The organism is Micromonospora sp. A3M-1-15, assembly GCF_024213425.1.
Classification (GTDB): domain Bacteria; phylum Actinomycetota; class Actinomycetes; order Mycobacteriales; family Micromonosporaceae; genus Micromonospora; species Micromonospora chersina.
The window spans coordinates 304,643-331,472 of sequence record NZ_JANAVK010000003.1 but is presented as its reverse complement, the minus strand read 5'-3'; the positions used below and the strand labels follow the sequence as shown (position 1 = coordinate 331,472).

Genomic DNA, 26,830 nt, shown 5'->3' with positions numbered 1-26,830 from the left:
GCTCATGTCGCGTACGAAGGTCGCCGTCATCGGATCCGGCAACATCGGCACCGACCTGATGATCAAAATTCTGCGTCTGTCGGACACGCTGGAGATGGCCGCGATGGTCGGCATCGACCCGGCCTCCGATGGACTCGCGCGCGCCCGCCGCCTCCACGTGCCGACCACCGCCGACGGCGTCGCCGGACTTGTCGCGATGCCCGACTTCGCCGACGTCGCCGTGGTCTTCGACGCCACCTCGGCCGGGGCGCACAAGGCCAACGCCGCCGCCCTCGCCCCGTACGGCAAGACGCTCGTCGATCTCACCCCGGCCGCCATCGGGCCGTACGTCGTGCCGGCCGTCAACCTCGACGCGCACCTCGACGCCGGCAACGTCAACATGGTCACCTGCGGGGGACAGGCCACCATCCCCGTCGTCGCGGCGGTGTCGCGAGTGACGCCCGTGCCGTACGCCGAGATCGTCGCGTCCATCGCCTCCCGGTCCGCCGGTCCCGGCACCCGCGCCAATATCGACGAGTTCACCGAGACCACGGCCGCCGCCATCGAACAGGTCGGCGGCGCCCGGCGCGGGAAGGCCATCATCGTCCTCAACCCCGCCGAGCCACCGATGATCATGCGGGACACCGTGCAGTGCCTCATCGGCCCCGCCGACCACGACGCCGTCCGCGCCAGCATCGAGCAGATGATCACCGATGTCGCCGCCTACGTTCCCGGCTACCGGCTCAAACAGCCCGTGCAGTTCACCCCGGTGGCGCCGGACGAACCGGTCCACACCCTGCTGCCCGATGAAGCGACCGCGGTCACCACCAAGGTGAGTGTCCTGCTCGAGGTCGAAGGCGCCGCCCACTACCTGCCTGCCTACGCCGGCAACCTCGACATCATGACCTCCGCGGCACTCCGGGTCGCCGAACGCCTCGCGGCCGCCAAGGGAGCCCGCCGATGACCGCCACCGCAGCCACCCGCCGCCTGTTCATCCAGGACGTCACGCTCCGCGACGGCATGCACACCACCCGGCACCGCATCACCCCGGCCGACGTCGCCCGGATCGTCACCGCGCTCGACGCGGCCGGCGTCGACGGCATCGAGGTCGCCCACGGCGACGGGCTCGCCGGCGGCAGCCTCACCTACGGCCCCGGCAGCCACACCGACCGGCAGTGGATCGAGGCGGCCGCAGCCGCGGTCACCCGCGCCCGTCTCACCACCCTGCTGCTGCCCGGCATCGGCACCATCCAGGACCTCAGACAAGCCCACGCCCTCGGCGTACGGTCGGTCCGGGTGGCCACCCACTGCACCGAGGCCGACATCGCCGCGCAGCACATCGCCACCGCCCGCGGGCTGGGCATGGATGTTTCCGGCTTCCTCATGATGAGCCATCTCGCCGAGCCCAAGGAGCTCGCCGCCCAGGCCAAGCTCATGGAGGCCTACGGCGCCCACTGCGTCTACGTCACCGACTCCGGTGGCCGGCTCACCATGGACGGCGTCCGCGACCGGGTGCGGGCCTACCGGGACGTCCTCGACCCCGCCACCGAGATCGGCATCCACGCCCACGAGAACCTGTCCCTCTCCGTGGCCAACAGCGTCGTGGCCGTGGAGGAGGGCACCACCCGCGTCGACGCCTCGCTTGCCGGCCACGGCGCCGGCGCCGGCAACTGTCCCATCGAACCGTTCATCGCCGTGGCCACCGTGCAAGGCTGGCAGCACGGCTGTGACCTGTTCGCCCTTCAGGACGCCGCCGACGACCTCGTCCGCCCGCTGCAGGACCGACCCGTCCGCGTCGACCGGGAGACCCTCACCCTCGGTTACGCCGGTGTGTACTCCAGCTTCCTGCGCCACGCCGAAGCCGCCGCTCGCCAGTACGGTCTCGACGCCCGCGACATCCTGCTGGAAGTCGGCCGGCGCAGGCTCATCGGCGGGCAGGAGGACATGATCCTGGACATCGCCCTCGACCTCGGCCGGAGCTGACCCCCCGTGCTGTTGTGCGACCGGCAGCGCCGCACCATCCCCGGCGCTGCGGGCGTCGTCGGAGCGTCACAACAGCGGGGCGGGCGGCTCCCGTTGCCGCCGGCGGGCGTGCCATGCGTCCACGACCGCGATCCCGACGAGCACGGCGGTGGCGGCCGCGCCGACGGCCACCGGGGGAGCGAGCCACCCGGCCGGGATCACCAGACCGAGGGCGACGAGCCCGATCGGCCGGGACAGCGAGATACGGCCGAACACCTGTAGTTCGAAGGGGGCCCGCCCCAACAGGAAGAGCGCGGGGCCGCCGAGGATGGCGATCAGCCAGTTCGGTTCCGGCCGGCCGGTGGGTTCGCTGATGTACAGCTCGAAGCCCACACCGCTGAGGACCACCCCGGAGATCAAGACCAGATGGCTGAGGGCGGCCCCCACCGACTGCCGGGCCGGATCCCGGGCGGCGGTGATGGACTGTGGCAGGACCAGGCCGGCCCGGTAGAAGTAGATCCGCCACAACTGAACGATGCCGACGAAGGCCAGCGCGAACCCCAGACCGTGCGGGAACGTGAGGTCGCCGTCGGAGAATGCCCGGCCGGACACGAAGACAGCCTCACCCAGGCTGATCAGGAATATCTGCTGCAACCGCTCGGCCAAATGCTCGCCCGCCACCTGGATGCCGGCCCAGTGACGGAAGCCGACCACGAACCCGGGAAACTCGATGGCGAGCGCGAGCGCCCAGAGCCCACCTCGCAGGAGCGGGTCGTGAACCAACGCCCCCGCGATCCACGGAACACTGCTGCCGAGCAGCGACAGCAGCCCGGGTAGGGACGACCCGCCGGTGTGCAATCGCGGCACCAGGAGGTAGAGCAGCACGCGGCTGAGCCGGACCGAGACCCAGGCGCCGGCGAAGACCAGAGCCCGCCCCTCGAAACCCTGCGGCACCGAAACCGCCATGACCGTGGCGCCGGCCATCGAGGAGAAGACGATGAACTGACCGGGCCACGAATCCGGGTGCACCCGACTGGTCAGGGCGGCGGTCGTCTGCCACATGAACCACAGTCCCAGTGCGAGCAGGAGCGTCTGGGCGGCCTGGGTGAATCCCAGCCCGCCGGAGTGGAAGTCGGCCGACAGCCGCAGGCTGATCCGGTTGAGCGCGAAAACGAAGACGAGGTCGAAGAACAGCTCGAGGATGGTCGCCCGGTGCCAGCTGAACTGCTGCCGTGCAAACTGCTCGCGACCCGGCTCACCCATCCGTGATCAGTCCCGTTCGTGGCCGAGCCCACGCACGGCGCCTTGCCGCGGAATCCCACAGCTCCGGTCATCGAACACGAGGCGGAGTATCCGTGGCGGAAGGCGATAAACGTGCTGTTCCCGGCCGCCGCGCCGGCACCGGGTAGGACGTGGCGAAGTCGCTGAGCTCAGCGGGCGGTCGCGGGCCCGAGGTGAGCCTCGAGGCCCGCGATGAGGGTCTGGATCGCGAACTCGAATCGGGCGTCGCCATCTGCGTCTGCGCCAGATCCGGTGGCTGATGCGGCCTCTGCCGGTGCGGGTTGCAGGGCGGCGAGGCGCCCGAGGGTTCCGTTGGCCTCCGCAAGGAGGAAGCCCGAGAAGAGGCTGGTGAGGACCGCCCCGACGCGGGCGACCTCCGCGACCGGAAGGCCTGCGTTGCGGAGGAGGCCGGTCAGCCCTGTCCAGAACGGATCTTCCGGCTCGATGAAGTCGGGGCTGGCCAGGCTGTGCACGATCAGGTTGGGGTGCCGGTGCGCGAGCGCCCGGAAGTCCTTCGCGAACCGGTGCAGCTGTTCCCGCCAGCTCCCGCCGTCGACCCGCGGCTGGAACTGCGCCGCGACGAGGTTCTTGACGCCGCGTAGCAGCGCGGACTTGCTCGGCACGTGGTGATACAGCGACATCGGGTTCACACCCAGCACCCCGGCCAACTTCCGCATGCTCAGCGCGCCGACGCCGTCGGCGTCGATGAGCCGCAGCGCCGCGGTGTAGATCCCTCTCTCGGTGAGACGTGCGTCTCCTCGGCCGCCTGAGGCCTGTCCAGTCGTAGCCATACACCGTATGGTAGCAGCAGCCATACACTGTATGGCTGCCGGAGCCCGTGTTCCGTGGGCCGGCCATCGCCGGCAGCCTCAAGGAATGGAGTCCACGTGTCGAGCAGTCTCAAGAACATCCCCGCCCCGCGCGGGGTTCCGATCGTCGGCAACGCGCTGCAGATCCCATCCGATGGACCAGCTGCGTACTTCGAGGAGTTGACCGGTCGATTTCCCGAAGGCATCTACCGGCTCGCCCTGCCCAACCGCGAGATCGTCCTCGTCTGGGACCCGGACCTGGTGGCGGAGGTGTGCGACGAGTCCCGCTTCTACAAGCCGATCGACAAACCGCACAGTGACGTGCGCGCGATCGCCGGCGACGGCCTGTTCACCGCCAGGGGGGACGAGCCGAACTGGGGCAAGGCCCACCGGATCCTCATGCCCGCCTTCAGTCAGCGGTCGATGAAGTCCTACTTCCCGGAGATGCTCGAGGTCGCCGAGGCCCTGGTCAGCAAGTGGCGGCGCAACGAGGGCAAGGACCTCGACGTCGTCGCCGACATGACCCGCCTGACCCTCGACACGATCGGGCTCACCGGTTTCGACTACCGCTTCGACTCCTTCGGCACCGAAGAGGTCCACCCGTTCCTGCAGGCCCTTGCCGACTCACTGCACGAGGCCATGGGCCGGCTGAAGCAGCCGCCCTTCGTCACCGCGATGCGGCGCCGACAGATCCGGACATTCGAGGAGAACGTGCGGGTCATGCACTCCCTCGTCGAGGAGGTCATCCGCGAGCGCCGCGCGGGTGGTGGTGATGACCGCCGCGACCTGCTCAGCCTCATGCTCAACGCGGTCGACCCCGAGACCGGCGAGCCACTGTCCGACGAGAACATCCGCAACAACGTGGTGACGTTCCTCATCGCCGGGCACGAAACCACCAGCGGCCTGCTCTCCTACGCCCTGTACCAGCTCCTGCGCAACCCGCACGTGCTGGCCCAGGCGTACGCCGAGGTCGACCGGCTGCTGCCGGGCGACACCGTGCCGACGTACGAGACCACCATGAAGCTGAACGTCATCCCGCGGATCCTGGACGAGACCCTGCGCCTGTGGGGGCCCATCCCCGCGATCGCCTTGGCGCCGCACGAGGACACCGTGATCGGCGGCAGATACGCACTGCCGAAGGACCAGCAGGTCATGGTCCTGATTCCCGCGCTGCACAAGCACCCCAAGGCCTGGGACCGGCCGACTGAGTTCGACATCGACCGGTGGCTGCCGGAGAACATCTCCCAGCACCATCCGCACGCCTACAAGCCGTTCGGCAACGGCGAGCGCGCCTGCATCGGCCGGCAGTTCGCCCTCACCGAGGCCCGGCTCGCCCTCGCCCTCGTCCTGCGGAACTTCGCGATCACCGACCCCAACGACTACCAGATCAAGGTCAAAGAGACCCTCACCCGCAAGCCGGAAAACTTCCTGGTGCGGGTCCGCCCCCGCCAGCCGTACGAGCGATTCGGCACCGAGGTACGGGCGGCGCAGGCGCCACAGGCCCCAGCGGTTGCGGTCAACGCCGTTGGCGTCACGCTACGCGTCGCGTACGGCTCCAACCTGGGCGCGTCGGAGGATCTCGCGCGCCAGCTGGCCGGCCGAGCCGAGCAGTCCGGCTTCGACACCACTGTGCTCACGCTGGACGAGCTGGCCGACAACCCGCCCCGCGACGGGATTCTGGTCGTGGTCACGCCGAGCTACAACGGCAAGGCCCCCGACAACGCCCAGCGCTTCGACACCCTCGCCGCCACCGGCGGACTGACGGCCGGATCGATGTCGCAGGTGCGGTTCGCGGTGCTGGGCAACGGCAACACGCACTGGATCACCTACCAGGCCTTCCCCAAGCGGGTGGAGGCGGCGCTACTGGCGGCCGGCGCGACGCCGATCGTGCCGCGCGGCGAGGTCGACGCCAACGGCGACTTCGACGGCATGGCGACCACCTGGATGGACGCACTGTGGGCGGCGCTGGCCGAGCAGTACGGCGCGAACACCAACGCCAGCGCCGGCCCGCGGCTGCAGCTGGACGTTCTCACCGAGGCGCACGTGCGCCCGGCAGTGGTCTCCCAGAAGGCGTACCCGATCACGGTGGTGACCAGCGAGGAGCTGGTCGGCGACCCGACGGGCCTGTGGGACTTCAGCGTCGAGGCGCCCCGCCCGCAGGCGCTGTCGATCACCGTGGAGTTGCCCGACCGGGTCAGCTACGACACCGGCAACCACCTCGCCGTCTTCGGCAAGAACGACCCGGAGCTGGTGGCGCGGGCGCTGGGACTGCTGCGGGTGCCCCGCGACCAGGTGGTCCGGCTACGCCGCGAGGAGGGCAACCAGCCCACACATCTGCCGATCGACCTGCCCGTGACCGCAGAGCTGCTGCTGACGGAGTTCGTCGAACTGCAGGAGGTGGCCACCCGCACCCACCTGCGCGCGCTGGTCGAGCACACCCAGTGTCAGTGGACCGCCGCGCAGCTGCAGGCGTACATCGGCGACACCGACGACGCGCGTCAGCGCTACCAGGACGAGATCCTCGCGAAGCGGCTCTCGGTCCTTACCCTGCTGGAGCGCTTCCCTGCCGTCGAGTTGCCGCTCGCCGTTTTCCTGGAGCTGGCCGGTCCGATCAGGCCGCGCTTCTACTCCATCTCCTCGGCCCCCACTGTCGAGCCCAACCGGCCGCGACTGACCGTCGGCCTGGTGGAGGGCCCAGCACTGTCCGGAGACGGGGAGTACCGGGGACTGGCCTCCCAGTACCTGGCCCGGCTGCGGCCCGGCGACGTGTTCTTCGGTTACGTACGCGTCCCATCCCCGCCGTTCCACCCGCCGACCGAACCGGCCACGCCGATGATCCTCGTCGGTCCCGGCACCGGGTTCGCCCCGCTGCGCGGCTTCCTCGAGGAGCGCGGCGCCCAGCAGGCCAGCGGTGCCGAGGTGGGCCTGTCAAAGGTGTTCTACGGCTGCCGGCACCCCGAGCACGACTGGCTCTACCGCGAGGAGATGCAGGCGTGGCAGCAAGCCGGCATCGCCGAGGTTCACCTGGCGTTCTCCACCGTGCCGGATCACCCGTACCGGTTCGTGCAGGACGCCATGACCGCCGACGGCGACAGCATCTGGGACGCGATCAACAACGGCGCCCACATCTACGTCTGCGGTGACGGCAGGCGGATGGCCCCCTCCGTACGACACGCCCTGGCCGGCATCTACCGCAGCCACACCGGCGGCAGCGCCGACGACGCCGAGAAATGGCTCGACCAGCTCGAGTCCGACGGGCGCTACCAGCAGGACGTCTTCGCCTGACCGTCCGCCAGGGGTGCGACCGCCGCACCCGACACCCACGCTGACGCGGTGGGGCGACCGCACCCACCGCGAGACAAGGAGAATGTCATGTCCACCATGCTTGCCGGCCGACTCGACTACCGGACGGGCGAGTTCGCGATGGAAGAGGTACCCGTCCCGCAGCCTGGACCGGGCCAGGTCCGGATCAAGGTCGCCGCGGCGGGCATCTGCCTGTCCGACGTCCACCTCATCGACGGCAGCCTGCGGCTGGAAACCGGCGTCGACAAGGTGACCCTGGGCCACGAAGTCGCCGGCGTCATCGACGCCGTCGGCCAGCAGGTACCCACCGAATGGCAGATTGGGCGGCGCGTGCTCCTGCAGGCCGGCCAGCCCTGTGGCGCCTGCCCGCCCTGCCTGCTGGGGCGGGTAGGCCAGTGCCAGCACCCGCACACCCGCGGCGTTGACTACGACGGCGGCTGGGCCGAGTACGCCATCGCCGAACACTTCACCCTCGTCAGCATCCCCGACGACCTCCCCTTGGAGCAGGCCGCGATCATCCCGGACGCGGTCTCCACCCCGTGGGGAGCGATCGTCGCCACCGCCGACGTGCGTCCCACACAGGCCGTCGGCGTGTGGGGGTTGGGCGGGCTGGGCGCCCACGCCGTCCAACTTCTCCGACTCATCGGCGCCGCCCCCATCGTCGCCGTGGACCCGATCCCGGATGCCCGAGCGCGGGCCCTCGCCCTCGGCGCCGACCACGTCCTCGACCCCGGCGCCGCGGACTTCGCCGAGCAGGTCCGTCGGATCACCGGCGGGCGCGGCCTGGACGTCGCCTTCGACCTGGCGGGGGCCCCACGGGTCTGGAGTCAGGCCCAGACCGTTCTGGCGAGCGACGGGCGGCTGGTCCTGGTCGGACTGGCACCCGAACCCCTCACCATCCACCAGACGACGCTCTTCAGCTACCTGAGGCAGCAGGTCCGCGGTCACTATGGAAGCGCACCAGAGCACGTCGAGCAGCTCGTCTCCCTGGTGGGCCACCACCGGCTCGATCTCTCCGGGTCAATCAGCGACGTGCTCCCGCTGGCGGAGGCGCCCCGGGGCGTCGAACGGCTCGTAAAGAAGGAAGGCAGCCCGATCCGACTGATTCTCAAGCCCTGACACCCACCGCGGGTCGTGACACTCTCGGCTCCCACCCCGCATGCAGAGCTGCAAAAGCCGGCAGGCGGGGTGGGCCTGCCGACGTGGTCGGATCGTCAGTCGGTGGGCTCGAGCGCCCCGCGTAGCAGCACCAGCAGCGTCTCACGGAGCTCGTCGTCGGGTACGTCGTCGAAATCGCCGGACGTCTCGGCGATGCCGGCGAGCATCACCCGCGCGGCGATCCGGGCGGCCGGACGCTCGGAGTGTCCGGCTACCGCATCGACGAGTCGATCGGCGAACCGTTCGAGGTGCGCGAACTGGGGGCTCTCGAGCAACTCGCGGAACTCGCCTCGCAGCAGCGCCATCTCCCGCCGGAACCGGACCGCGAGGTCGACGAAGCCCTCCATGGCGACTCGCTGCGCGCTGGCCGGACCGGCGGTGGCGGCGATGCCGTCCTCAAGCGCCCGGATCACCGCGAGGGCCGGGGCCATCAGCTCAACCAGCAGAGCTTCCTTACTGGGGAAGTGGTAAAGCACCGCCGCCTTGGAGCAGCCCACCTCGCGGGCGATGTCCTGTAGGGAGGTGCCCTTGTAGCCAGCGAATGCGAAACGCCGCGCCGCGGCCGCGAGGATTTCGTCGTGCATCTCCGGCGCCATTCGTGCCATGCCGTTCCACCTCCAGAGCCAGCATGCCTGACCATAGGCCCAGGGTGAACCGAGTGAACCAGCCTGTACGCAGCACGATCGGCTCGGGGACCGAGCAGGCGCCCAGCCGCTGCCCCATGAGGGCCGCGCCGAGGGACGTGCCGCGGCGCGGATGCGCGTTCAGCCCACTGAGCACGGCGGCAGACCGCGTGATCAGCCGGACGTGTCCAACCAGCGGGCAGCTGCCTCGAACGTGTCCGCCGGCGTGGCGTTGAAGGCGATCGCTGCGTCGGGAGCATGACGGTGTACCAGGTTGATCACGCGTTCAAAGAGATCCAACTGATTGCGCACACCGCCACCGACCACGACGCATTCCCACGGCTGCGCCCGGAGGGCGACGGTGACCATCACCTCGATGTCGTCGCTGCCGTCGAGACCGAACAGACAGAACTCCGTCCCCACACCGTGCTCCGTGAAGCGGGACCGTCCGACTTCGATAGCGTCTGCGACCGGCCTGGGATCCCAGGGCCCCGGCACCCGATATGGATCGAGTCCAATCACAAGTACGCGGGGTGTGAGGGCGCGTGTGTCCACCTGCCCCACACTATGCCGGGGCTGCCCGGGAGGCACGGCACGGTCGCCACGGGCACTGACCGCCCGCGAAGTCGGCCGGCAACCATTTGATCTTAGGCGTTAAGGGCACCGTGACTCGGCGGGGTGACAGATCCGGGCAGAATCGCGGCCGGCGACCCCTCGGGTTGCCTATGGTGGCGCGCATGGGGCATCACGCTGCGGCGGGCGCGCACCGTTACCGACGCTTGCGCGCTTTCAACGTGTTCGTCGGTCTGGTGCTGGCCGCCGAGGGCATCTGGATGTGGGCGGCCAGCAGCGACCTGTCCCTGCCGGTCACCGCGTCCTACCTGACGGCGGACCCGGTGACGCTGCGGGACGCCACGCTCCCGGAGGTGGCCTTCCGGATCGCCGTCGGCCCGGCGGTGGCGGTCTTCCTGCTCCTGGCCGCGCTCGACCACTTCGTGACCGCCGCGCCGGGCGTGCACCGCTGGTACGAACGCCACCTGGACCGGCGGATCAACTATGCCCGCTGGATCGAGTACTCGGTCAGCGCGTCGATCATGATTGTGCTCATCGGCCTGTTCGTGGGGATCCGGGATCTCGCGGCGGTCATCGGGCTCTTCGCCGCGAACACCGCGATGATCTTGTTCGGTCTGCTCATGGAGCGGCAGCAGACGCCAGGCCGTCCCGACTGGAGCGCCTTCTGGTTCGGCTCGCTGGTCGGCCTGGCACCGTGGCTGGCGATCGCCGTCTACGTCGCCCAGCCGCCGGAGATCCCTGGCTTCGTGTGGGCGATCATCATCGTCCAGTTCCTGCTCTTCGCGAGCTTCGCGGTCAACATGGCGTTGCAGTACGCCCAGCGCGGCCGATGGCGGGACTACCGCTACGGCGAGGTCTCGTACATCGTGCTCAGCCTGGTGGCCAAGTCCGCGCTGGCCTGGCTGATCTACGCCAACGTTCTCCGCACCTGAGATTCCCCGGTTCCCGTACGCGGGGTTGTCTGGCGCCGGTGGGCGGCGGTGCCGCAGGAGCCGGCACCCTCGAGCACCTCGGTCAGGGGCTCCTGACGGGCGATCCGTTCCAGCAGTGAGCAGGCGCGAGGCCCCTCGGACCGGTTCGGCCGAGCGCCGGCACGATCAGGAAGACCTGTCAGCCGCAAGAGGCAGGTCGTAGGTGAACAGGAGCATGTCCCGAATCACGATGCCATGTTCTTCCACTGGCGGTTGGATGTAGTCGAAGTAGTCGCGCCTGACTGAGTGCATCCGGAACCCGCACTTCTGATAGAAGGCGATGTTGTCGATCGCTGAGTTGGCCGTGCCAACGACCAGAGTGCGTCCGTGAGCGGGTAGGTCGGACTGTATCGCGGCGACGATCTGCCGACCGAGACCGGCGCCGCGCCGGTCCGCGACGACCGCGATGTAGAGGATCTCGTTCGGCTGCTCGTCGTCCCACCGTACGACCGCCGCCCCCACCGGAGCGTCGTCCTCGAGCGCCAGGTAGGTGCGGCAGGCCGGATCACGCAAGGCAGCCCGGATACGCTCGTCATCCTCGTCGGCCTCATGCAGGATGGCCACCAACTTCTCGGCGTCGCCGACCGGTGCGGGTAGACGTTGCACGATCATCATCGCAGCCTCTCATCGGCGGTCGGACCGCCGGTATTCCGACCCGTACGGCGCCGTCCGCCAACCAGGTGGGAGAGGCGGCGGCACAACGATCACAGTGGGTTCCCGGCGGGTCAACAGCATTACTGCGAGCGACGTCGGCCCGGCATGGACCAAGCCTCTTCCCGGGCCGAGTGGGGTCCAGAGCCGGCGGTCGGCCGGGCCATGCCCGGCACGAGATGGTCGTCGATACGACGTCGCGCACCGAGGTGTCCATCGACGTTCATCCAACGGATCGACGTGCGTAAGCTGCGCCCGGTCAGATCTGGGGAACCTACCGAGGAGGTTCCATGGATCGTCGAGCAATGTTGCGGGCCACGGTTGTCGGTGCGGGCGCGGTCGCCCTGCCGTTCACGGCGTGGTCGGCGGCGTACGGAGCCCCGGCGCAGAACGCGGCGGGGCCCTACGGTGGGCTTCAGCCCGCCGACGCCAACGGCATCCAGTTGCCGGCCGGCTTCACCAGCTCGATCGTCGCGCGGTCCCGTCAGACGGTGCCGGGAACGACGTACACCTGGCACGACGCCCCGGACGGCGGCGCCGTGTTCCCGAACGGCACCGGCTGGATCTACGTGTCGAACTCCGAGGTGGGAGCCAGTGCGGGCGGCGGTGCCTCGCGCCTCGTCTTCAACTCCAGCGGTGCCGTGGTCGGGGCCTCGCGGATCCTCTCTGGCACCAACAACAACTGCGCCGGCGGCAAGACGCCGTGGAACACCTGGCTCTCCTGCGAGGAAGTATCGCTGGGCCGGGTCTTCGAGACATACCCGCTCGGCGGGACCGCCGTGGTACGTCCCGCGATGGGGCGGTTCAAGCACGAGGCGGCCGCGGCTGACCCGGTCCGCCGGGTCATCTACCTGACCGAGGACGAGACCGACGGCAAGTTCTACCGCTTCGTGCCGACCACCTGGGGCGACCTGTCCGCCGGAACCCTCCAGGTCTTCCGCGCCGGTTCGGCCACCTCCGGCACGTTCACCTGGGTCACGGTGCCCGACCCGGACGGCTCGCCCACCCCGACCCGTCGGCAGGTGTCCGGCACGAAGACGTTCAACGGTGGCGAGGGCTGCCACTACGCGGACGACACCGTCTGGTTCACCACCAAGGGCGACAACCGCGTGTGGCAGGTGAACCTGGCCGCCGGCACGTACGAGCTCGCCTACGACGACAACCTGGTCAGCCCCGGCACCGCCCCGCTGACCGGGGTCGACAACATCACCGGGTCCACGGCCGGTGACCTGTACATCGCCGAGGACGGCGGCAACATGGAAATCTGCATGATCACGCCCGACGACAAGATCTCCGTCTTCCTGCGGATCACCGGACAGAGCGGTTCGGAGATCACGGGGCCGGCGTTCACCCCGGCTGGGGACCGGCTGTACTTCTCCTCGCAACGCGGCACGACCGGCTCGTCCTCCGGCGGCATCACCTACTGCGTCACCGGGCCGTTCCGTCGATGACCGGTTGCCCGCCGCGCTGACCGACACGGGGCCGCCCGGCGGCGGGCGGCCCCGGTCTTCACCAGCCCACCGGCCCGGCGACCAGCCCGGAAACGTCCACGCCGGCCCCAGGAGCGGGCCGCTGACGAGACTGACGACCTGAGGTCCGAACTGCGGCGACTGTTGGGCGCGCTTGGCCCGAAGATGGTGGATCTGGCCACCGCTCGGACCTCGGGATGGCACCCCTTCGTGGTGACGCCCGAGTACTCGGCCCGACTGCGGGAGCGGGTGAGCCACCGCCCGCTCGTCGCGCCGCACCTGGCGGTCGTCCTGGATCGCGACCCCGACCGGGCGCGGGCTGCCGCCCGCGCCGGTATCGGAATGTTCATCGGTTTCCCCGCCTACCGGTCCAACCTGGCCCGCCTCGGCTTCGACGAGGAGGACCTCGTCCCGGGCGGCAGCGACCGGCTCATCGACGCGCTGGTGGCCTGGGGTGACCTCGACGACGTGGCCGACCGGGTCCAGGCCCACCTGGACGCCGGGGCGGACCACCTCACCCTGCCCGTCCTACGACCCGACACCGACAGTGCCGGTCTGCCCCTGCGGCAGTGGCGGGAACTCGCCGCGCTACTGCCCCGATTCACCCCGCGCACCGCGAACTGACCACCCCGGCCGGCCGAGTGCCACCACCTGGACCGGCGAACGCACGACCCATCCCGCACCACCCGATATCCAAGGAGTACGACACATGGCACAGCTCAGCGGCAAACCGCCCTGGTCACCGGCGGCACCACCGGCATCGGCCTGGCCGCGGCCCGCCGCTTCGCCGCCGAGGGCGCGCACGTCTTCGTCACCGGACGCCGCTAGCAGCAGTTGGACGAGGCCGTCGCGGCCATCGGTCCGGCCGCCACGGGCATCCGCAGCGACGTGAGCGACCTCGACGACCTCGACCGCGTCATCGACGCGATCACCGCCCACGGCGCCGGCCTGGACGTGCTCTTCGCCAACGCCGGCGGAGGCGAGTTCGCGTCCCTGGGCAACATCAGCCTGCAGCACTACACGGACACCTTCGACCGTAACGTCCGCGGCACCCTGTTCACCGTGCAGAAGGCTCTGCCGGTGCTCAACGACGGCGCATCGGTCATCCTGTCCGGCTCGACCGCCGCCACCAAGGGCACCCTGGCCTTCGGCGTGTACGCCGCCTCCAAGGCCGCCATCCGCTCGTTCGGCCGTACCTGGGCCGCCGAACTGACCGGCCGCCGGATCCGGGTCAACACCCTCATTCCCGGCCCGACCGAGACCCCGGGCATCACCGGGCTGGCCAACAGCCCGGAGGAGGCCACAGGCCTGGTCCAGATGCTCGCCTCCACAGTGCCGATGAGCCGCATGGGCCAGCCGCAGGAGATCGCCAACGTCGCCCTGTTCCTCGCCTCCGATCAGAGCAGCTTCATGACCGGCGGCGAGATCTTCGTCGACGGCGGCGCGAACCAGGTCTGACCGAACCGCGCACGGTCCGGAGCCGCTACGGCGGTTCCGGACCGTCCGCTGTTCCGTGGCGGCGGAAGCATCCACACTCAGGGGACTCGCACAGAAGACTCGGTGCCATGGATTCCATGGCACTGAGCCGCTTCCATCGGTCTACAGCGGGCGGCTGAACATCTTCCGGTTGGCGAAGTTGCGGTAGCCCGCGCGGTGAAAGGCCTTGAACATGGCGACGTTGCTGGCGTCACAGTCGCCGCGGATCTCGGTGGCGCCGTTGGTGGCCAAAATCTGGGTACCGCGTGCGACTACAGCGGTGGCGTAACCGTGCCCCCGTCCGGCGGTCGCGACGCCGACGAGGCCGATCACCGCGGCGCTCGGGTTGCGAGCGGGCATGCTGAGGGCGACAGGTCGGTCCTGTGCGTCGTAGCCGATCTCGAACCAGTCCGGCTGGTGGTCCATCTCCAGCATGTCGGCGACGGTGCGCTCTGCCGCACCGCGCCGGCCGTGCTCGGCGATCTCGGCGAGGAAGATCGAGTCCCTGGTGGCGGCGAACGAGTCGGAGAGCAGGTCCACGAACGGCTCTTCGCCCAGCTCCGCCAGAGATCGCCAGTGCAGCCGCTCGTCCTGAGCGGGCAGGGGCTCGCCGGCCTGCCACAGAAACCGGCACCCGTCACGGGCGACCGAGAATCCGTTGTCGGCCAGCAGTTGCTCGCGCATGTGCGGGTCGCGCTGGAACTGAGGGGCCTGGCTCGGCGAGTCCAACACATGCCCCTGCGTCACCGCTCCCAGCGATCGGGCGAGGCCGGCGGCGTGCTCCAGCAGTGCCGTACCAGTGTCGGCGTCACCGGGCTCGAGGAGCACGATGTCCATCGGTACCCCGCGACCGGGAATCGTCCAGAGCACCGCGTTGCCAGCCAGCGTCCCGTCGCGTTCGGCGACCAGACACCACTCTGGGTGGGTGCACCCGCTGTCCAGTAACCCGTTCAGGTAGGCAGCCGTAGCGGCGTTGCGCACTTCATCATTCGGATACGTCGTCAGCGCCGGCAGTTCGTCAGGACGAGCGGGACGGATCTTCAGCACAGTCACGTTCCTTCTTCCCATGATCTTCGGGCAGAGTACTGAGGTCGCGAACAGGCCAGACCAGCAGGGCAGCAGGAAGCCGAACGCCAACATGTCGTCTCTGCCTGGGCCGAGCGAGTCGCTCGGACGCGTCGAGCGAGACCGCCGCCGGTTCTTGTCAGGGTGAGAGGCCGGCCTGGATCGCCAGGATGGCGGCTCGTACGCGGTCGCGGCTGCCGGTCCTGGCAAGCACGTTGGTGACGTGGGTCTTGACGGTGCTCATGGAGAGGTAGCGGCGTTCTGCGAGGTCGACGTGGTGGAGTCCGGCACCGATCAACGCGGTCCCCGAGAGGTCTGCTGGTGGGCCGCCAGTTCCCAGCGGGTGACCGGCCCGGTCGCGCGGACACCGCCAGCGTGCGCCGACCAGCCGAGGATCCCGTGGAACTTTCTCTCGAAATGGTGTCGGATCCGGGCCGAGCCGCTCGTAGAACGGGCGAGAGGCGGAGACGTCTGCCCGACCCGTGATGGTCAACCAGCCAGCAGGCGAGGGTGACATCCCAAGCAGGTCCTACGTGCACCGGAGGTAGAGGCATGGCAGAGCTGATCTACGTGACCAATGTGTCGCTTGACGGCTACATCGAGGACGAAAGCGGAGACTTCGCCTGGTTTCCGCCTGACGACGAGGTATTCGCGTTCACCACCAACCTCCTGCGGTCGGTGGGTACGTTCCTGTACGGGCGGCGCCTGTACGAATCGATGGCTGTCTGGGAAACCGACGCTGCTCTAGCCGCGCAGTCCGGCCTCATGGCTGACTTCGCGAGCGTCTGGCAAGCGGCGAACAAGGTCGTCTACTCCACGACTCTCACCGCGGTGTCAACGGCCGTCACCAGCTTGGACCGCCGTTTCGACCCGGCCGCCGTACACCAGCTGAAGGCCACCGCCGGCAGTGATATCACCGTTGGAGGCGCCAACCTGGCGGCGCAAGCCATGCGGGCTGGACTGGTTGACGAGTGCCAGTTGTTCGTCTGGCCGACGGCCGTCGGAGGCGGCAAGCCGGGTCTGCCTACTGGCGTGCGCGCCGACTTCGCGCTCCTCGACGAGCGCCGATTCCACAACGGCGTCGTTCACCTCCGTTACCGCCCTCTCGGCCACTAACCAGTGTTACCCCCTGATCTGCACGCTGCGTGGCTGACCGCACTTGGCCCGAGACGGGCGAACGACGTCACCGATCTGCCGGGTGTCGTCTTCTAGACGGACAGTCGGACGGGGGTGGAATCGGGCATGGGTGCGGCGGTGGGGTGACGGTGGCCTCGGCGGTGTCGGAGCCCGGTGACGCAACTCGGTCGGCAGCACTGCCAGCGCGATCAGCGCGCCGAGCAGGCCGGTCGCGGCGAAGCCCCAGGCCGGTGCGTAGGCGTCGATCACCGCCCCGGCCAGCGGGGCGCCGAGCGCCGGCACTACCGTCATCGCCGATCCGTGCAGGCCCGTCGCCTCACCCCGCGCGCTCGCAGGCACCAGGCGGCTCATGGTGTCGGCGGTGGCAGCCACGGTCGGCGCGGTGAGCGCCTCGGACGGCAGCATCCTGCCGTTCGTGATGTTTGCGGAGCAGGCGCTGCGGGCTGTCCCTGCTGGTGGCTTGGCGCGCCGGCCGCATCGTTCCACGACGAGGAGTTCATCATCAGGTGATCCTGGCCAGGGTGCATTCGTGCGATAGCGTCTGGCCTCATGGGATCCGTGGACCTGATCCTGGCTGTCGTGGTCGCCGCGGCCAACCTGGCCGTCGCCGCCGTGCTGCTCGCCAGGAGCCGTGGCGGCACGGCGGTGCCCCGGATCTTCGGCCGCCCGCAGCCCTATCCACGCCTGCGGGCAGCGATGCACGTCTGCCTGGGGCTGGGGATGGGTGCCGGTTGGCTCGTCAAGGACGTCTTTCCGCCCCACTCCAGGGGCGACGCAGTGCTGTTCGACGTGACGAGGATCCTGCTGGCGGCTGGCCTCTTCGCCGCCTTGCTGGTCGTCTCTCGGCCCGCGCGACCCGTTCCGGACAAGGCCGCCCGCTAGGGCGATGAACGCTACGGGTTCCACGGCTGTCGAACCAGGGGCGGTCATCACCGCGATGCTCCCGTAACCCGCGGTGGCCTCCTCGATCACCGTGATGGGCCTGCAGCTGATCACTAGGCAGTGCCTACCGCACCGGTGTCCTGCCTCATAGCCTCACTCGCCCAGCTGGGACAGCCCGAAGGAGAGCAGGAAGCCCGCGACGGTGACGAGGCCGCTGAGCAGGTTACCGTTCTCGAACGCTTCCGGGATCATGGTGTCGGCGACCATGGTCAGGATCGCGCCTGCGGCGATGGCGGTGATTCCGGCCAGGACGTGAAGGCGCTGCACGACGCCGGCGTGGACCTCCTCGTCGGCACCGACGCCGCCCCGCTCCCGCTGCCCTTCATGGCTGCACGCCGAGACGGGGCAACTGCTGTACGACCTACCCGATGCGCCCCGGCCCTCCGCGGACACCTCCGCCCCACCTCGATTCCTGCCCGAATACGACAACCTGCTGCTGTCGCACCGGGACCGCAGCCGCCTGATCCCCGACAACCGCCCGGTGCCGCTACCGCCGGGCCGGGGCGCCAGCACCGGAACGTTCCTGATCGACGGAGTCTGGCAGGGCACTTGGCGCATCCGGGACCGGACGCTGCACATCCAGCCGTTCACCACGTTGACCAACGCCGACCACGACGCACTGCTGACCGAGGCCGTCCAGCTCGCCGCCTTCATCGCGCCGCACACGACCCACGACATCGTCGTCGACAAACCGGATCGGCTGCCCGACCGTAAGGCGTCCGTGCGCTGAGCCTGCTCCGGCCGCGCAGCAGGAACGCACCCGGTCAGCCTGGCGGGCCGGGTGCTCAGCGGGGGAAGCCTCCTGCCCGGAGCAGCGCGCCCGGCAGCTGCCTGCCGAGGCGGTGTTCCAGCCAGCCGGTGGCCGAGGTGAGTTCCTCCAGGTCCAGGCCGGTGGGCTGCCCCATCCGGTCGAAGAGGTAGACGAGATCCTCGGTGGCGACGTTCCCGGTCGCCGCCGGCGCGAACGGGCATCCACCTGCCCCGCCGATGCTGGCGTCGAGGGTGGTGACGCCCGCCTGGACCGCCGCGACCGCGTTGGCCACGCCGGTGTGCCGGGTGTCGTGAAGGTGCAACCGTAGTGGTGTCCGCGATCGCGTGATCTCCCGGGCGAGCGTCAGCCGCTCGGTGACGTCGGCGGGTACGGCCACCCCGATGGTGTCGGCGAGAGCCAGCTCGTCGGGGCCGGCGTCCACCACCCGGGTGAGCACCTCCCGCAACCGGGCCGGCGGGACCTCACCTTCGAACGGACATCCGAACGCCGCGCCGACCGTCACCGTCGTGAAGACTCCTGCCGCGTCGGCCGCCCGCACCAGCTCGGCCGCCGTGTCGCACGCCTGGGCCGTGGTCATGCCCTGGTTGCGGCCGCAGAAGGTGTCCGTGGCCACGACGACGACGTTGATCTCGTCGACGCCGGCGGCCAGTGCGCGGTCCAGGCCGCGCCGGTTCATCACCAGGCCCGCGTACCGGACGCCGTCGTGGCGGGGGAGCGCGGCCATCAGCTCGTCGGCGTCCGCCATCTGCGGAACCCGGGCGGGATTGACGAAGCTGGTCACCTCGACCCGCCGGGCGCCCGCTCGTACCGCCCGCTCGACGAGCTCGATCTTGTCGCGGGTGCTGAGGAGTGTCGCCTCGTTCTGCAGGCCGTCACGGGGCGACACCTCCACGATGTCGATCCTGGCTTTCATCGTTCCTCCGACAGGTACGCGACGGCGCCGGCCTCGCTGATCACCTCGGCGTACTTGGCCTGCAGGTCGGACAGGCTCGCCTCGTGCGGGCCGGCGGCGCGGTCCGCGACCGCCTCCCGGACCACCAGCGGGACGAAACCGTTCTGCATCGCGTCCACCGCGGTGGCACGTACACAACCGCTCGTGCTCACGCCGACCAGCACGACGGTGTCGATGCTCCCCGCGCGCAGGGTGGACGCCAGGGACGTGCCGAAGAAGGCGCTGGCGTACTGCTTGACGAGCACCAGTTCGTCGTCGGCGGGGGAGACCTGTGGCATCGGTTCCCCCATCGCTCCGCCTCCGTCGAAGAGCTGCCGGAGGGCGGGGACCTTCCGGACGAACAACCCTCCGTCGAGACCGCCGGGCCCGTAGGCGACGCGGGTGTGCAGCACCGGGATCCGGTGGTCACGGGCCGCGGCGATGACCCGGCCAGCCGACCGCAGGCAGTCGGTGGACGGCAGGCACAGTGGGCTGGCCGGGTCGAAGTACGCCCGCATGAGGTCGATGACGAGCACGGCGGGACGGGCGCCGGGCAGGAGGGCGCCCCCGAATCCGTCGTCGCTGCTGTCCGGCGCGGGGCTCATCGGGCGACGGGCGGCCGGGGAGCGGGAAGGCCGGTCTCCTCCAGGCACCGCTCCAGGATCGTCTCGATCGGCGGCCCCATGTCGAAGGTGGGCAGTGGTTCGGGGCGCCCACGGCGCAGCTCGGCCCGTACCTCCTCGGTGGCGGCGACGTCGACGGCGCCGGCGTCGTCGCAGACCACGCCGTAGCGGCGGGCCCCCGCGGGGGTGACCAGGCCGCGGCGGACCTCGAGGCCGACGAGTTCCGGGTCACGGGCGAGCGGGTCGCCCCACCCGCCGCCGCCCCAGGTCACGAAGTGCAGCACGTCTCCGGGGGCCACGGACACGTCGTGCACCTTGCTGCCCAGGATCTCGGTGCTGCCGTCGGCCCGTTCGAGCCATTTGCGGCCGCGCGCACCCGGCTCGCCACCGTTGACTCCCCACGGGTAGGTCAGCCAGCGGTCGTCGTGGATGGCGATCGTGCCGGCCTCCAGGAACCGGTAGGCCACGTCGACGCCGTTTCCGCCGCGGTGCAGCCCGGCGCCGCCCGTGTCGGCGATGGTCTCCCAGCGTTCGATCCGTAGCGGGTAGTAGGACTCGAGGTACTCGCACGGGATGTTGACGAACGACGGCCACAGCGAGTGGCCGTCCGGGCCGTCTCCCACGGGTCGCCCGGGGATGCCACCGAATCCGATCGAGTAGAGCTGGAACCACTCGCCCTTGCGTTCGCCGGGCCCGTAGGTGCCCGAATACATGAAGTGCGGTGACGACGAGAAGCCGGCGGCGTTGAGCAGCCCGGGGTTGGTCTGGCCGAGCAGGCCGCCGAACAGGTCGAAGACGCGACCGATGCCGTGGTTGCGCGCGTTGAGGGCGGCGGGGTACGCGGGCTTCCAGAACGAGTCGTCGGGGATCGTGACGTCGACCAGCGGGTAGAAGCCGTCGTTCCAGAGGATCTGCGGGTCGGCGACGGTGATCATGTAGATGCCGAAGAACATCCGGACGAGGTTCTCGTTGATGTAGTAGTTGATCGGGCCCTGCGCCTGCGGGCTGCTGCCGGTGAAGTCCAGCAGCACCTTCTCACCGGTCCGGGTCAGGCTGAGCTTCAGCTCGTACGGGCCGTAGCCGAGCCCGTCGTCGCAGACGTAGTCGGTGAACGACAGCGTCTCGCCCTCCTTGAATACCGCCTCGAGTAGAACCTTCATGGCCCGGTAGTTGCGGTCCAGGAGCTGGTCGAGCGCGGAGTCGTAGGTGTCCACCCCGAACCGGGCGCACATCTCCTGCACCCGGCGCGAAGCGGTCCGGCAGGCCGCGACGATCCCGTTGAGGTCCGCGCGGTTCCAGTCGGGCTTGCGCACCTGGTTGAGGATGATCCGCAGGGCGTCCTCGGCGAGCACCCCCTTCCGGTACAGCTTGAAGGGCGGGATCACCACGCCCTCCTCGAAGATGGTGCGGGCGTCGGTCGGCATCGAGGCCGGGGTTTTCCCACCGACGTCGGACATGTGCCCGAACATCGCCGCCCAGCCCACGATCCGGCCCTCGAAGAAGATGGGCAGCACCACGAGCCAGTCGTTCGCGTGGCTGATCGCCGCGCCGCAGGAGTACGGGTCCGACGTCAGCAGGACGTCGCCCTCCTCGATGTCGCCGTCGAAGTTCTCCAGGAAGTCGGGGATGGACAGCCCGAACTGTCCCACCATCATCTTCCCGTCGCGGTTGGCGATCAGCGGGAACTCGTCGTGCTGTTCGCGGATGCCGGGGGACAGGGCGGTCCGGAAGAGCACCTCGTCCATCTCGTAGCGTGCGTTGCGCAACCCGTTCTCGATCAGGTCGAGGGTGACCACGTCGACATCCACGCGGCGAAGTGGTCCGGTAGCGGTCTCGATGAGGCGTGCCATGGTCAGCTCTCCGTGGTGGTGTCGGCGGGACGGATCAGAAGGCTGCCGCTGGGATGCACGGTCGCCGTGTGCCCGGGCAGCACGAGGGTGGTCGAGTCCATCTCGGTGATGATCGCCGGACCGGGCACCACGTTGCCCGCGCGCAGCAGGGCCCGGTCGTAGCCGCCGGCGTCGACCTCGGCGCCGTCGACCCAGATGCGGTGGTGGGCCCGGAGCGCGGGGCTCGGGTCCGCGTCCCCCCGTTCGAGTTCCGGCGCGGCCACCTGTGGCCGGGGACCGTGCGCGGTGGCCCGGACGGTCACCAGCTCGTGTTCGGCGTCGAGGACGAAGGAGAACAGTCGCTGGTGATCGGCGTCGAACGCCGACCGCAGAGCCGCCAGCCCGCTGCCGGTCCCGTCGAAGGCGTCGATGTCGACGTCCACCGGAATCTCGAAACCCTGCCCGTGGTAGCGCAGGTCGGCGGAGTAGACGACCCGCTGCTCCTCCTCGGGCACACCCTGCTCGCCGAGCGTGGCGCACGCCTTGCCGGCGAGTTCACTGAGCACCGCGCGCAGGCTGTCGTCGGTGAGTTCGCTGAAGCGGCGCACCAGCGTCCGCACCGACTCGTCGCGCAGGTTGGTCGTCGCGTCGCCGTAGGCGCACAGCACCCCGGGCGACGGCGGGATGATGACCGGCCAGGCCCCGGTCAGCCTGCCCAGGGCGTTGGCGTGCAGCGGGCCGGCCCCACCGAAGGCCACCAGCGCGTAGTCGCGCGGGTCGAAGCCCTGCTGCACCGACACCAGCCGCAGCGCGCCGAACATGTTCTCGTTGACGATGTCGATGATGCCCGCGGCGGCTGCCTCCACCGATTCCAGCCCGGTGGCATCGGCGATCGACTTCACCGCCGCCCGCGCCGCCGCGCGGTCCAGCCTGATCTCGCCGCCGGCCAGGTCGGTGGGCAGGTAGCCGAGCACGACGTTCGCGTCGGTCACCGTCGGCTGGTCGCCGCCGGCCGCGTACGCCGCCGGACCGGGTGCGGCGCCGGCCGACTGCGGCCCCACCCGCAGCGCCTGGGTCAGCGGCGGCACGTGGGCGATGGACCCGCCTCCGGCGCCCACGGTCCGCACGTCGACGGAGGTGGCGCGGACCTTCAGGTCCCCGACGGTGGTCTCGCGACCCACGCGCGGTGAGAGCTCCTGGACCAGGGCGACGTCGGTGGAGGTGCCGCCCATGTCGAAGGTCAGGAAATTCGGGTAGCCCGCCTGCTCGGCCACCCAGGCCGCGCCGGTCACCCCGCCCGCGGGGCCCGACAGCAGCAGGTTCACCGGGTTGTCCGCGGCGACGGCCGCGGAGACCAGGCCACCGTCGCTGCGCAGGATGCACAGCCGGCCGTCCACCCCGGACTCGCGCAGCTGCGCCTCGAGGTTCGCCACGTAGCGTGCCACCTGCGGCTGCACGGCGGCGTTCGCGACGGTGGTGATGGTCCGCTCGTACTCGCGGAGCTCCGGCAGCACCGACGACGACAACGACACCGGTACGCCCGGAAGCTCCTCGGCGGCCAGCTCGGCCACGCGGCGCTCGTGCCCCGGGTTGGCGTAGGAGTTGATCAGGCTGACGCTCAACGCCTCGATGCCCTGCGTACGCAGCTGACGCAGCTTCGTGCGGACGTCCGCCTCGTCGAGCTCGGTCACCACCGCGCCGTCGGCGCCGATCCGGCCGACGACCTGCACGGTGTCCTCCAGGGCCGCCAGCGGCTCCGGCTTCGGCCAGATGATCCAGCCGGCGAGGCCCCCCGGCACGAAGGAGCGGGCGATCTGGAGCACCTGCCGGAAGCCGTCGGTGGTGACCAGCCCGACCCGTGCGCCCTTGCCCTCGAGGATCGCGTTCGTGGCGACCGTGGTGCCGTGGAACACCTCGGCGATCTCCGACATGGGCACGCCGGCCGCCGCGCAGGCCCGCTCGATGCCCCGCAGCACCCCGATGGACTGGTCCTCGGGGGTGGAGGAGGTCTTGGCCCGGTAGGTGTCTCCCGTCGCCTCGTCGATCAGCAGGATGTCGGTGAACGTTCCCCCCACGTCCACGCCGAGCCGGTAGGTCATGGTTCCTCCTCAGATGACGCCGGCGGAACGCAGCGACGCCATCGCGTCGTCGTCGAGTCCCAGCAGATGGCGGTAGATGTCTTCGTTGTGCTCGCCGAGCTCGGGGCCGACGTGCCGGACCCGGCCCGGACTGTCGGAGAGCCTGGGTACGACGTTGTGCATGGCGAACTCACCCAGGTCGGGGTGGGTCAGCCGGACGATCGCCTCGCGCGCGGCGAAGTGCGGGTCCGCGAGCATGTCCCTGGCCCGGAAGATGCGGCCTGCCGGAACCCCGTGGGTGTGCAGCCGCTCGAGCAGGTCGTCGGACGTGAACGTGCAGCTCCACTCGGCGATCAGTCCGTCCAGCTGCTCCATCCACCGCCCTCGGGCGCCGTGCGTGGCGTACTTCTCGTCGGTGGCCAGCTCCGGGCGCCCCATCGCGTCGGCGAGCCGGCGGAACACCGTGTCCTGGTTCGCCGCGATCAGGACCATCTCGCCGTCGGCGGTCGGGTAGACGTTGCTCGGGGACACGTTCGGCAGGGTCGTCCCGGTACGCTCCCGCTGGTAGCCGGCGATCTGGTATTCGGGGATGAGCGACTCCATCATCGCCAGCACGGCCTCGTAGATGGCCGAGTCCACCACCTGGCCGCGGCCGGTACGTCCACGCTGGTGCAACGCGACCAGGGTGCCGAGGCAGGCGAACGTCGCCGCCAGCGAGTCGCCCAGGGAGACACCGGCCCGGGCCGGGGGCCGATCGGGGTCGCCCGTCACGTACCGGATGCCGCCCATCGCCTCACCGATCGATCCGTATCCGGCGCGGGAGGAGTACGGACCCGTCTGCCCGAAGCCGGTCACCCGGGTGACGATCAGGCCGGGATTGATCTCCCACAGGCGCTCCGGGGCCAGGCCCCAGCGCTCCAACGTGCCGGGCCGGAAGTTCTCGATCAACACGTCGGCTCGTGCGATGAGCCGGCGTACGAGGTCCTGGCCCTGCGCGTTCCGCAGGTCCGCGGTCACGGACTTCTTGTTCCGCGCCACCACCGGCCACCACAGGGATTTGCCGTACGGCTTCTCGCGTCCCCACTGCCGCATCGGGTCGCCCTGACCCGGGTCCTCGACCTTGATCACCTCGGCGCCGAAGTCACCCAGGAGCTGGCCGCAGAAGGGCCCCGCCAGCAGCTGGCCGAGCTCGATCACCCGGACGTCGTCAAGTGGCAGTGCAGTGCTCATGCATCCCTCGATCAGCTGTGTTTGCATGCAATCAGCCGGGGTTGTGATCGTCGTTACATCCGGCTGTGCGGGAAAAGTAGGCTTGCACGGCCGACGGTGTCAATGGCCGGTGGGCTTATTGCATACAACCTTCGGCGTTGTTACGGTCCGGAGCATCATGAGTGACCACGCCACGCTGCGGGAGGCCGACAACGGCCACGCCGCCGACCAGGCCTACCGGCTGATCCGGGAGCAGATCCTGTCCGGGCAGCGGTCGGCCGGCGAGTGGCTCCGTGAGGGCGAGCTGGCCGAGTCGATCGGGGTGAGCCGCACGCCGGTCCGGGAGGCGCTCAGGCGCCTCACCGCGGAGGGGCTGGTCCGCCACGAACGCAACCGCGGCGTGCAGGTCCAGGCCTGGAGCATCCACGATCTCGACGAGATCTTCAGCCTGCGATCCGTGCTCGAGCCCTGGGGCTGCCGGCTGGCGGCCACCACGGGCGCCATCGACCTGGCCGCGCTGGAGGCGCTGGCGCACCGGATGGACGAGGTCGCCCCGGGCGGACGACCGACCGACGTGGACGAGCTCACCGAGCTGAACAACCAGTTCCACCGGATGATCCTCGAGGCGTCCGACAACAGCCGGCTGGCCGGCGTCGTCTCCTCGTTGATCCAGATGCCGCTCGTCTGGCGGACGTTCTCCCGCTACAGCCCGGACGCCCTGCGCCGCAGCCTGGCGCACCACCACGAGCTCGTGGCGGCCCTCGCCGCGTCCGACCCCGACTGGGCGGAGTCGGTCATGCGCAGCCACGTACGCGCAGCCTGGCATTCCATACGACACTCGTCGTCCGAGGCGTGAGCACGAGGCGCACCAGGTGGCGTGTCGCGAATGGCCGATATGGGGTTGCGTGGATGCTTCCAATGGAAGGATGGCAGGTGTGGCACACGCACCGACCGGAATGACTGTTCCTCAGATCTCGCCGCTCGCCGGCGAGCCGATCGAACGCGCCGACGCCGAGCGGCTCGCGGGAGTCCTCAAGGCCCTCGCCGACCCCGCCCGCCTGCGGCTGCTCAGTCTGATCCAGTCGACCCCCGAGGGGGAGGCGTCGGTCACCGATCTCACCGCACCGCTCGGCCTCTCGCAGCCGACGGTCAGCCACCACCTGCGCATCCTCACCGAGGCCGGCCTGCTGGAGCGGGAGAAGCGCGGTGTCTGGGCGTACTACCGGCTGGTGCCGACCGCGATCGCCATGATCGCGGACCTGCTGACTCCGCCGCGGAAGCGCTCGGCGCGGAAAACCCGCTGACGCAGGCCCTTCGCCTCGGCCGTCGGCCCACGCGGGCCGATGCTCCTCGTCACCTGAAGTCTGCCGCCGTCATGCCAGCTGGCTGGCCGGGCGGCCACTGCACGAGCTCGATCCGACAGCCGTCCGGATCGGTGAGCCACGACGTCCACATTCCCGGTCCCAGCTCCGTCGGTGGCTCCGCCGCGACGCCCTGTCCGGCGACGTCGGCGACCGTGGCGCTGAGGTCGTCAACCTGTATGACGAGGTGGTTGACCGCGCCGACGTCCCGGACCGGACGCGCGGGGTCGTGCACGAGTTCGAGGCTGGCGAATGGTCGCCGGAAGCTGCAGCATGGTCAGGCTGCCGAAGGCGGGCTGCTGGCGAGCCGTTCTGGGGTGGGCGCGTTCCGGTCGAGAAAGTCCGCCACGCGGTAGCTGAGCTTGGCCGAGAAGGCCACCGCCAGCCCTGCCGCGACGGCCCCGATGACGGGGGCGCCAAGGGCCCGCAGTCGCGGCCCGCCCGGGTCGCCGCGATGTGCCGACGGCACAGCTGCTCCGAGCAGGATCAGCAGGGCGGTCAACATGGCGAAGAGGAGAGCGACGATCTCCTCGTATCCCGGCAGACCCACCTGCAGCCGGCAGAGGGCTTTCACCGTCGCGCCGGACAGACGCCGTGCACCTGCAGTTCGACAACCCCACGGGCCACG

The 26,830-nt window shown here is 70.0% G+C and carries 25 protein-coding genes and 3 pseudogenes; 13 read left to right on the top strand and 15 right to left on the bottom strand.

Translation table 11 applies throughout. The features are described from left to right. The first annotated feature begins 4 nt into the window (after nucleotides 1-4). A complete protein-coding gene (locus NLX85_RS16780) occupies nucleotides 5-943 on the top strand; it encodes an acetaldehyde dehydrogenase (acetylating) (RefSeq protein WP_254336130.1) in 939 nt (312 codons plus the stop codon). Next, complete coding sequence (gene dmpG / locus NLX85_RS16775; RefSeq protein ID WP_254336127.1) at nucleotides 940-1,962, top strand: 4-hydroxy-2-oxovalerate aldolase; 1,023 nt, start codon at nucleotides 940-942, stop codon at nucleotides 1,960-1,962. Before NLX85_RS16780 ends, dmpG begins: the two co-directional genes overlap by 4 nt. Before the next feature lie 66 nt (nucleotides 1,963-2,028). Here the strand turns inward: dmpG and NLX85_RS16770 are convergent, their stop codons facing one another. Both NLX85_RS16770 and NLX85_RS16765 read right to left on the bottom strand, forming a co-directional pair. After that, nucleotides 2,029-3,204 carry a low temperature requirement protein A gene (locus NLX85_RS16770; protein ID WP_254336125.1) on the bottom strand — a complete coding sequence of 392 codons (1,176 nt, stop codon included), beginning with the start codon at nucleotides 3,202-3,204 and terminating at the stop codon, nucleotides 2,029-2,031. 167 nt (nucleotides 3,205-3,371) lie between these two features. Continuing rightward, entirely contained in the window at nucleotides 3,372-4,013 is a 642-nt protein-coding gene (locus NLX85_RS16765) for a TetR/AcrR family transcriptional regulator (protein WP_254336123.1), read from the bottom strand. Between the two features lie 96 nt (nucleotides 4,014-4,109). Here NLX85_RS16765 and NLX85_RS16760 point away from each other — a divergent pair, with 96 nt between their 5' ends. Together NLX85_RS16760 and NLX85_RS16755 are read left to right on the top strand one after the other, a co-directional pair. Next, a complete protein-coding gene (locus tag NLX85_RS16760) occupies nucleotides 4,110-7,316 on the top strand; it encodes a bifunctional cytochrome P450/NADPH--P450 reductase (protein ID WP_254336121.1) in 3,207 nt (1,068 codons plus the stop codon). Between the two features lie 87 nt (nucleotides 7,317-7,403). Then, the gene (locus tag NLX85_RS16755; protein ID WP_254336120.1) at nucleotides 7,404-8,453 is read left to right on the top strand and encodes a zinc-binding dehydrogenase; all 1,050 of its coding nucleotides are present in this window, start codon (nucleotides 7,404-7,406) and stop codon (nucleotides 8,451-8,453) included. A 95-nt stretch (nucleotides 8,454-8,548) separates the two neighbouring features. Here NLX85_RS16755 and NLX85_RS16750 read toward each other — a convergent pair whose 3' ends face one another. Both NLX85_RS16750 and NLX85_RS16745 read right to left on the bottom strand, forming a co-directional pair. Further along, on the bottom strand, nucleotides 8,549-9,097 hold the full coding sequence (locus NLX85_RS16750; RefSeq protein WP_254336118.1) for a TetR/AcrR family transcriptional regulator: 549 nt from the start codon (nucleotides 9,095-9,097) through the stop codon (nucleotides 8,549-8,551). 192 nt (nucleotides 9,098-9,289) lie between these two features. Further along, nucleotides 9,290-9,538 (bottom strand): hypothetical protein, encoded by a 249-nt coding sequence (locus tag NLX85_RS16745; protein ID WP_254336116.1) that lies wholly within the window; start codon nucleotides 9,536-9,538, stop codon nucleotides 9,290-9,292. Nucleotides 9,539-9,894: 356 nt separating this feature from the next. On the opposite strand from NLX85_RS16745, the gene heR reads away from it, so the two are divergent. Next, nucleotides 9,895-10,620, top strand: a complete 726-nt coding sequence (heR, locus tag NLX85_RS16740) for a heliorhodopsin HeR (RefSeq protein WP_254336114.1) — start codon at nucleotides 9,895-9,897, stop codon at nucleotides 10,618-10,620. A gap of 165 nt (nucleotides 10,621-10,785) precedes the next feature. Here the strand turns inward: heR and NLX85_RS16735 are convergent, their stop codons facing one another. Next, a complete protein-coding gene (locus tag NLX85_RS16735; RefSeq protein WP_254336106.1) occupies nucleotides 10,786-11,274 on the bottom strand; it encodes a GNAT family N-acetyltransferase in 489 nt (162 codons plus the stop codon). Nucleotides 11,275-11,600: 326 nt separating this feature from the next. Here NLX85_RS16735 and NLX85_RS16730 point away from each other — a divergent pair, with 326 nt between their 5' ends. The 3 genes and pseudogenes from NLX85_RS16730 to NLX85_RS16720 all read left to right on the top strand — a co-directional run bounded on the left by NLX85_RS16730 (nucleotide 11,601) and on the right by NLX85_RS16720 (nucleotide 14,237). Continuing rightward, the gene (locus NLX85_RS16730; protein ID WP_254336104.1) at nucleotides 11,601-12,761 is read left to right on the top strand and encodes an alkaline phosphatase PhoX; all 1,161 of its coding nucleotides are present in this window, start codon (nucleotides 11,601-11,603) and stop codon (nucleotides 12,759-12,761) included. A 126-nt stretch (nucleotides 12,762-12,887) separates the two neighbouring features. Then, nucleotides 12,888-13,403: pseudogene (locus NLX85_RS16725) on the top strand (LLM class flavin-dependent oxidoreductase); the annotation flags it as partial. Between the two features lie 27 nt (nucleotides 13,404-13,430). Next, nucleotides 13,431-14,237: pseudogene (locus tag NLX85_RS16720) on the top strand (SDR family oxidoreductase). Nucleotides 14,238-14,378: 141 nt separating this feature from the next. Here NLX85_RS16720 and NLX85_RS16715 read toward each other — a convergent pair. Next, a complete protein-coding gene (locus NLX85_RS16715) occupies nucleotides 14,379-15,395 on the bottom strand; it encodes a GNAT family N-acetyltransferase (protein ID WP_254336101.1) in 1,017 nt (338 codons plus the stop codon). A gap of 477 nt (nucleotides 15,396-15,872) precedes the next feature. On the opposite strand from NLX85_RS16715, the gene NLX85_RS16710 reads away from it, so the two are divergent. Further along, entirely contained in the window at nucleotides 15,873-16,436 is a 564-nt protein-coding gene (locus NLX85_RS16710) for a dihydrofolate reductase family protein (protein WP_254336099.1), read from the top strand. Nucleotides 16,437-16,559: 123 nt separating this feature from the next. Here NLX85_RS16710 and NLX85_RS16705 read toward each other — a convergent pair. After that, a pseudogene (locus NLX85_RS16705) lies at nucleotides 16,560-16,862 on the bottom strand (MFS transporter); the annotation flags it as partial. 153 nt (nucleotides 16,863-17,015) lie between these two features. Between NLX85_RS16705 and NLX85_RS16700 the strand changes: the two are divergent. Continuing rightward, nucleotides 17,016-17,339 (top strand): hypothetical protein, encoded by a 324-nt coding sequence (locus tag NLX85_RS16700; protein ID WP_254336097.1) that lies wholly within the window; start codon nucleotides 17,016-17,018, stop codon nucleotides 17,337-17,339. A 153-nt stretch (nucleotides 17,340-17,492) separates the two neighbouring features. Here the strand turns inward: NLX85_RS16700 and NLX85_RS16695 are convergent, their stop codons facing one another. Continuing rightward, a complete protein-coding gene (locus NLX85_RS16695; RefSeq protein WP_254336095.1) occupies nucleotides 17,493-17,792 on the bottom strand; it encodes a hypothetical protein in 300 nt (99 codons plus the stop codon). Between NLX85_RS16695 and NLX85_RS16690 the strand changes: the two genes are divergently transcribed. Continuing rightward, nucleotides 17,728-18,129, top strand: a complete 402-nt coding sequence (locus NLX85_RS16690; protein ID WP_308210768.1) for a DNA glycosylase AlkZ-like family protein — start codon at nucleotides 17,728-17,730, stop codon at nucleotides 18,127-18,129. The genes NLX85_RS16695 and NLX85_RS16690 overlap by 65 nt on opposite strands. A 55-nt stretch (nucleotides 18,130-18,184) precedes the next feature. Here NLX85_RS16690 and NLX85_RS16685 read toward each other — a convergent pair whose 3' ends face one another. From NLX85_RS16685 to NLX85_RS16665, 5 genes are read right to left on the bottom strand one after another with little or no spacing between them, the layout of a single operon-like run. Continuing rightward, nucleotides 18,185-19,084, bottom strand: a complete 900-nt coding sequence (locus tag NLX85_RS16685) for a hydroxymethylglutaryl-CoA lyase (RefSeq protein ID WP_254336088.1) — start codon at nucleotides 19,082-19,084, stop codon at nucleotides 18,185-18,187. Further along, a complete protein-coding gene (locus NLX85_RS16680) occupies nucleotides 19,081-19,707 on the bottom strand; it encodes an isochorismatase family protein (protein WP_254336086.1) in 627 nt (208 codons plus the stop codon). Before NLX85_RS16680 ends, NLX85_RS16685 begins: the two co-directional genes overlap by 4 nt. After that, nucleotides 19,704-21,575 (bottom strand): hydantoinase B/oxoprolinase family protein, encoded by a 1,872-nt coding sequence (locus NLX85_RS16675; protein WP_254336084.1) that lies wholly within the window; start codon nucleotides 21,573-21,575, stop codon nucleotides 19,704-19,706. Before NLX85_RS16675 ends, NLX85_RS16680 begins: the two co-directional genes overlap by 4 nt. 2 nt (nucleotides 21,576-21,577) lie before the next feature. After that, nucleotides 21,578-23,653, bottom strand: a complete 2,076-nt coding sequence (locus NLX85_RS16670; protein ID WP_254336082.1) for a hydantoinase/oxoprolinase family protein — start codon at nucleotides 23,651-23,653, stop codon at nucleotides 21,578-21,580. A gap of 9 nt (nucleotides 23,654-23,662) precedes the next feature. Continuing rightward, nucleotides 23,663-24,862 (bottom strand): CaiB/BaiF CoA-transferase family protein, encoded by a 1,200-nt coding sequence (locus NLX85_RS16665; protein ID WP_254336080.1) that lies wholly within the window; start codon nucleotides 24,860-24,862, stop codon nucleotides 23,663-23,665. 157 nt (nucleotides 24,863-25,019) lie between these two features. Here NLX85_RS16665 and NLX85_RS16660 point away from each other — a divergent pair, with 157 nt between their 5' ends. Both NLX85_RS16660 and NLX85_RS16655 read left to right on the top strand, forming a co-directional pair. Next, nucleotides 25,020-25,697: a GntR family transcriptional regulator gene (locus NLX85_RS16660; RefSeq protein WP_254336078.1), complete on the top strand. Its 678-nt coding sequence runs from the start codon at nucleotides 25,020-25,022 to the stop codon at nucleotides 25,695-25,697. 100 nt (nucleotides 25,698-25,797) lie between these two features. Next, nucleotides 25,798-26,145, top strand: coding sequence for a helix-turn-helix transcriptional regulator (locus NLX85_RS16655; protein WP_254337478.1), 348 nt, complete (start codon nucleotides 25,798-25,800; stop codon nucleotides 26,143-26,145). 49 nt (nucleotides 26,146-26,194) lie between these two features. On the opposite strand, the gene NLX85_RS16650 is transcribed toward NLX85_RS16655, so the two are convergent. Further along, a complete protein-coding gene (locus NLX85_RS16650) occupies nucleotides 26,195-26,437 on the bottom strand; it encodes a VOC family protein (protein WP_254336076.1) in 243 nt (80 codons plus the stop codon). Nucleotides 26,438-26,479: 42 nt separating this feature from the next. Next, a complete protein-coding gene (locus NLX85_RS16645) occupies nucleotides 26,480-26,776 on the bottom strand; it encodes a hypothetical protein (RefSeq protein WP_254336074.1) in 297 nt (98 codons plus the stop codon). Nucleotides 26,777-26,830: the final 54 nt, after the last annotated feature.

What these genes read in the sequence shown, in the direction of transcription:
- NLX85_RS16660 (WP_254336078.1), top strand. Translation starts at nt 25,020, where the DNA reads ATGAGTGACCACGCCACGCTGCGGGAGGCCGACAACGGCCACGCCGCC.
- NLX85_RS16735 (WP_254336106.1), bottom strand. Translation starts at nt 11,274, where the DNA reads ATGATGATCGTGCAACGTCTACCCGCACCGGTCGGCGACGCCGAGAAG.
- NLX85_RS16755 (WP_254336120.1), top strand. Translation starts at nt 7,404, where the DNA reads ATGTCCACCATGCTTGCCGGCCGACTCGACTACCGGACGGGCGAGTTC.
- NLX85_RS16680 (WP_254336086.1), bottom strand. Translation starts at nt 19,707, where the DNA reads ATGAGCCCCGCGCCGGACAGCAGCGACGACGGATTCGGGGGCGCCCTC.
- NLX85_RS16770 (WP_254336125.1), bottom strand. Translation starts at nt 3,204, where the DNA reads ATGGGTGAGCCGGGTCGCGAGCAGTTTGCACGGCAGCAGTTCAGCTGG.
- NLX85_RS16685 (WP_254336088.1), bottom strand. Translation starts at nt 19,084, where the DNA reads ATGAAAGCCAGGATCGACATCGTGGAGGTGTCGCCCCGTGACGGCCTG.
- NLX85_RS16715 (WP_254336101.1), bottom strand. Translation starts at nt 15,395, where the DNA reads ATGTTGGCGTTCGGCTTCCTGCTGCCCTGCTGGTCTGGCCTGTTCGCG.
- NLX85_RS16765 (WP_254336123.1), bottom strand. Translation starts at nt 4,013, where the DNA reads ATGGCTACGACTGGACAGGCCTCAGGCGGCCGAGGAGACGCACGTCTC.
- NLX85_RS16750 (WP_254336118.1), bottom strand. Translation starts at nt 9,097, where the DNA reads ATGGCACGAATGGCGCCGGAGATGCACGACGAAATCCTCGCGGCCGCG.
- NLX85_RS16780 (WP_254336130.1), top strand. Translation starts at nt 5, where the DNA reads ATGTCGCGTACGAAGGTCGCCGTCATCGGATCCGGCAACATCGGCACC.
- NLX85_RS16730 (WP_254336104.1), top strand. Translation starts at nt 11,601, where the DNA reads ATGGATCGTCGAGCAATGTTGCGGGCCACGGTTGTCGGTGCGGGCGCG.
- NLX85_RS16710 (WP_254336099.1), top strand. Translation starts at nt 15,873, where the DNA reads ATGGCAGAGCTGATCTACGTGACCAATGTGTCGCTTGACGGCTACATC.
- dmpG (WP_254336127.1), top strand. Translation starts at nt 940, where the DNA reads ATGACCGCCACCGCAGCCACCCGCCGCCTGTTCATCCAGGACGTCACG.
- NLX85_RS16670 (WP_254336082.1), bottom strand. Translation starts at nt 23,653, where the DNA reads ATGACCTACCGGCTCGGCGTGGACGTGGGGGGAACGTTCACCGACATC.
- NLX85_RS16655 (WP_254337478.1), top strand. Translation starts at nt 25,798, where the DNA reads ATGACTGTTCCTCAGATCTCGCCGCTCGCCGGCGAGCCGATCGAACGC.
- NLX85_RS16675 (WP_254336084.1), bottom strand. Translation starts at nt 21,575, where the DNA reads ATGGCACGCCTCATCGAGACCGCTACCGGACCACTTCGCCGCGTGGAT.
- NLX85_RS16665 (WP_254336080.1), bottom strand. Translation starts at nt 24,862, where the DNA reads ATGAGCACTGCACTGCCACTTGACGACGTCCGGGTGATCGAGCTCGGC.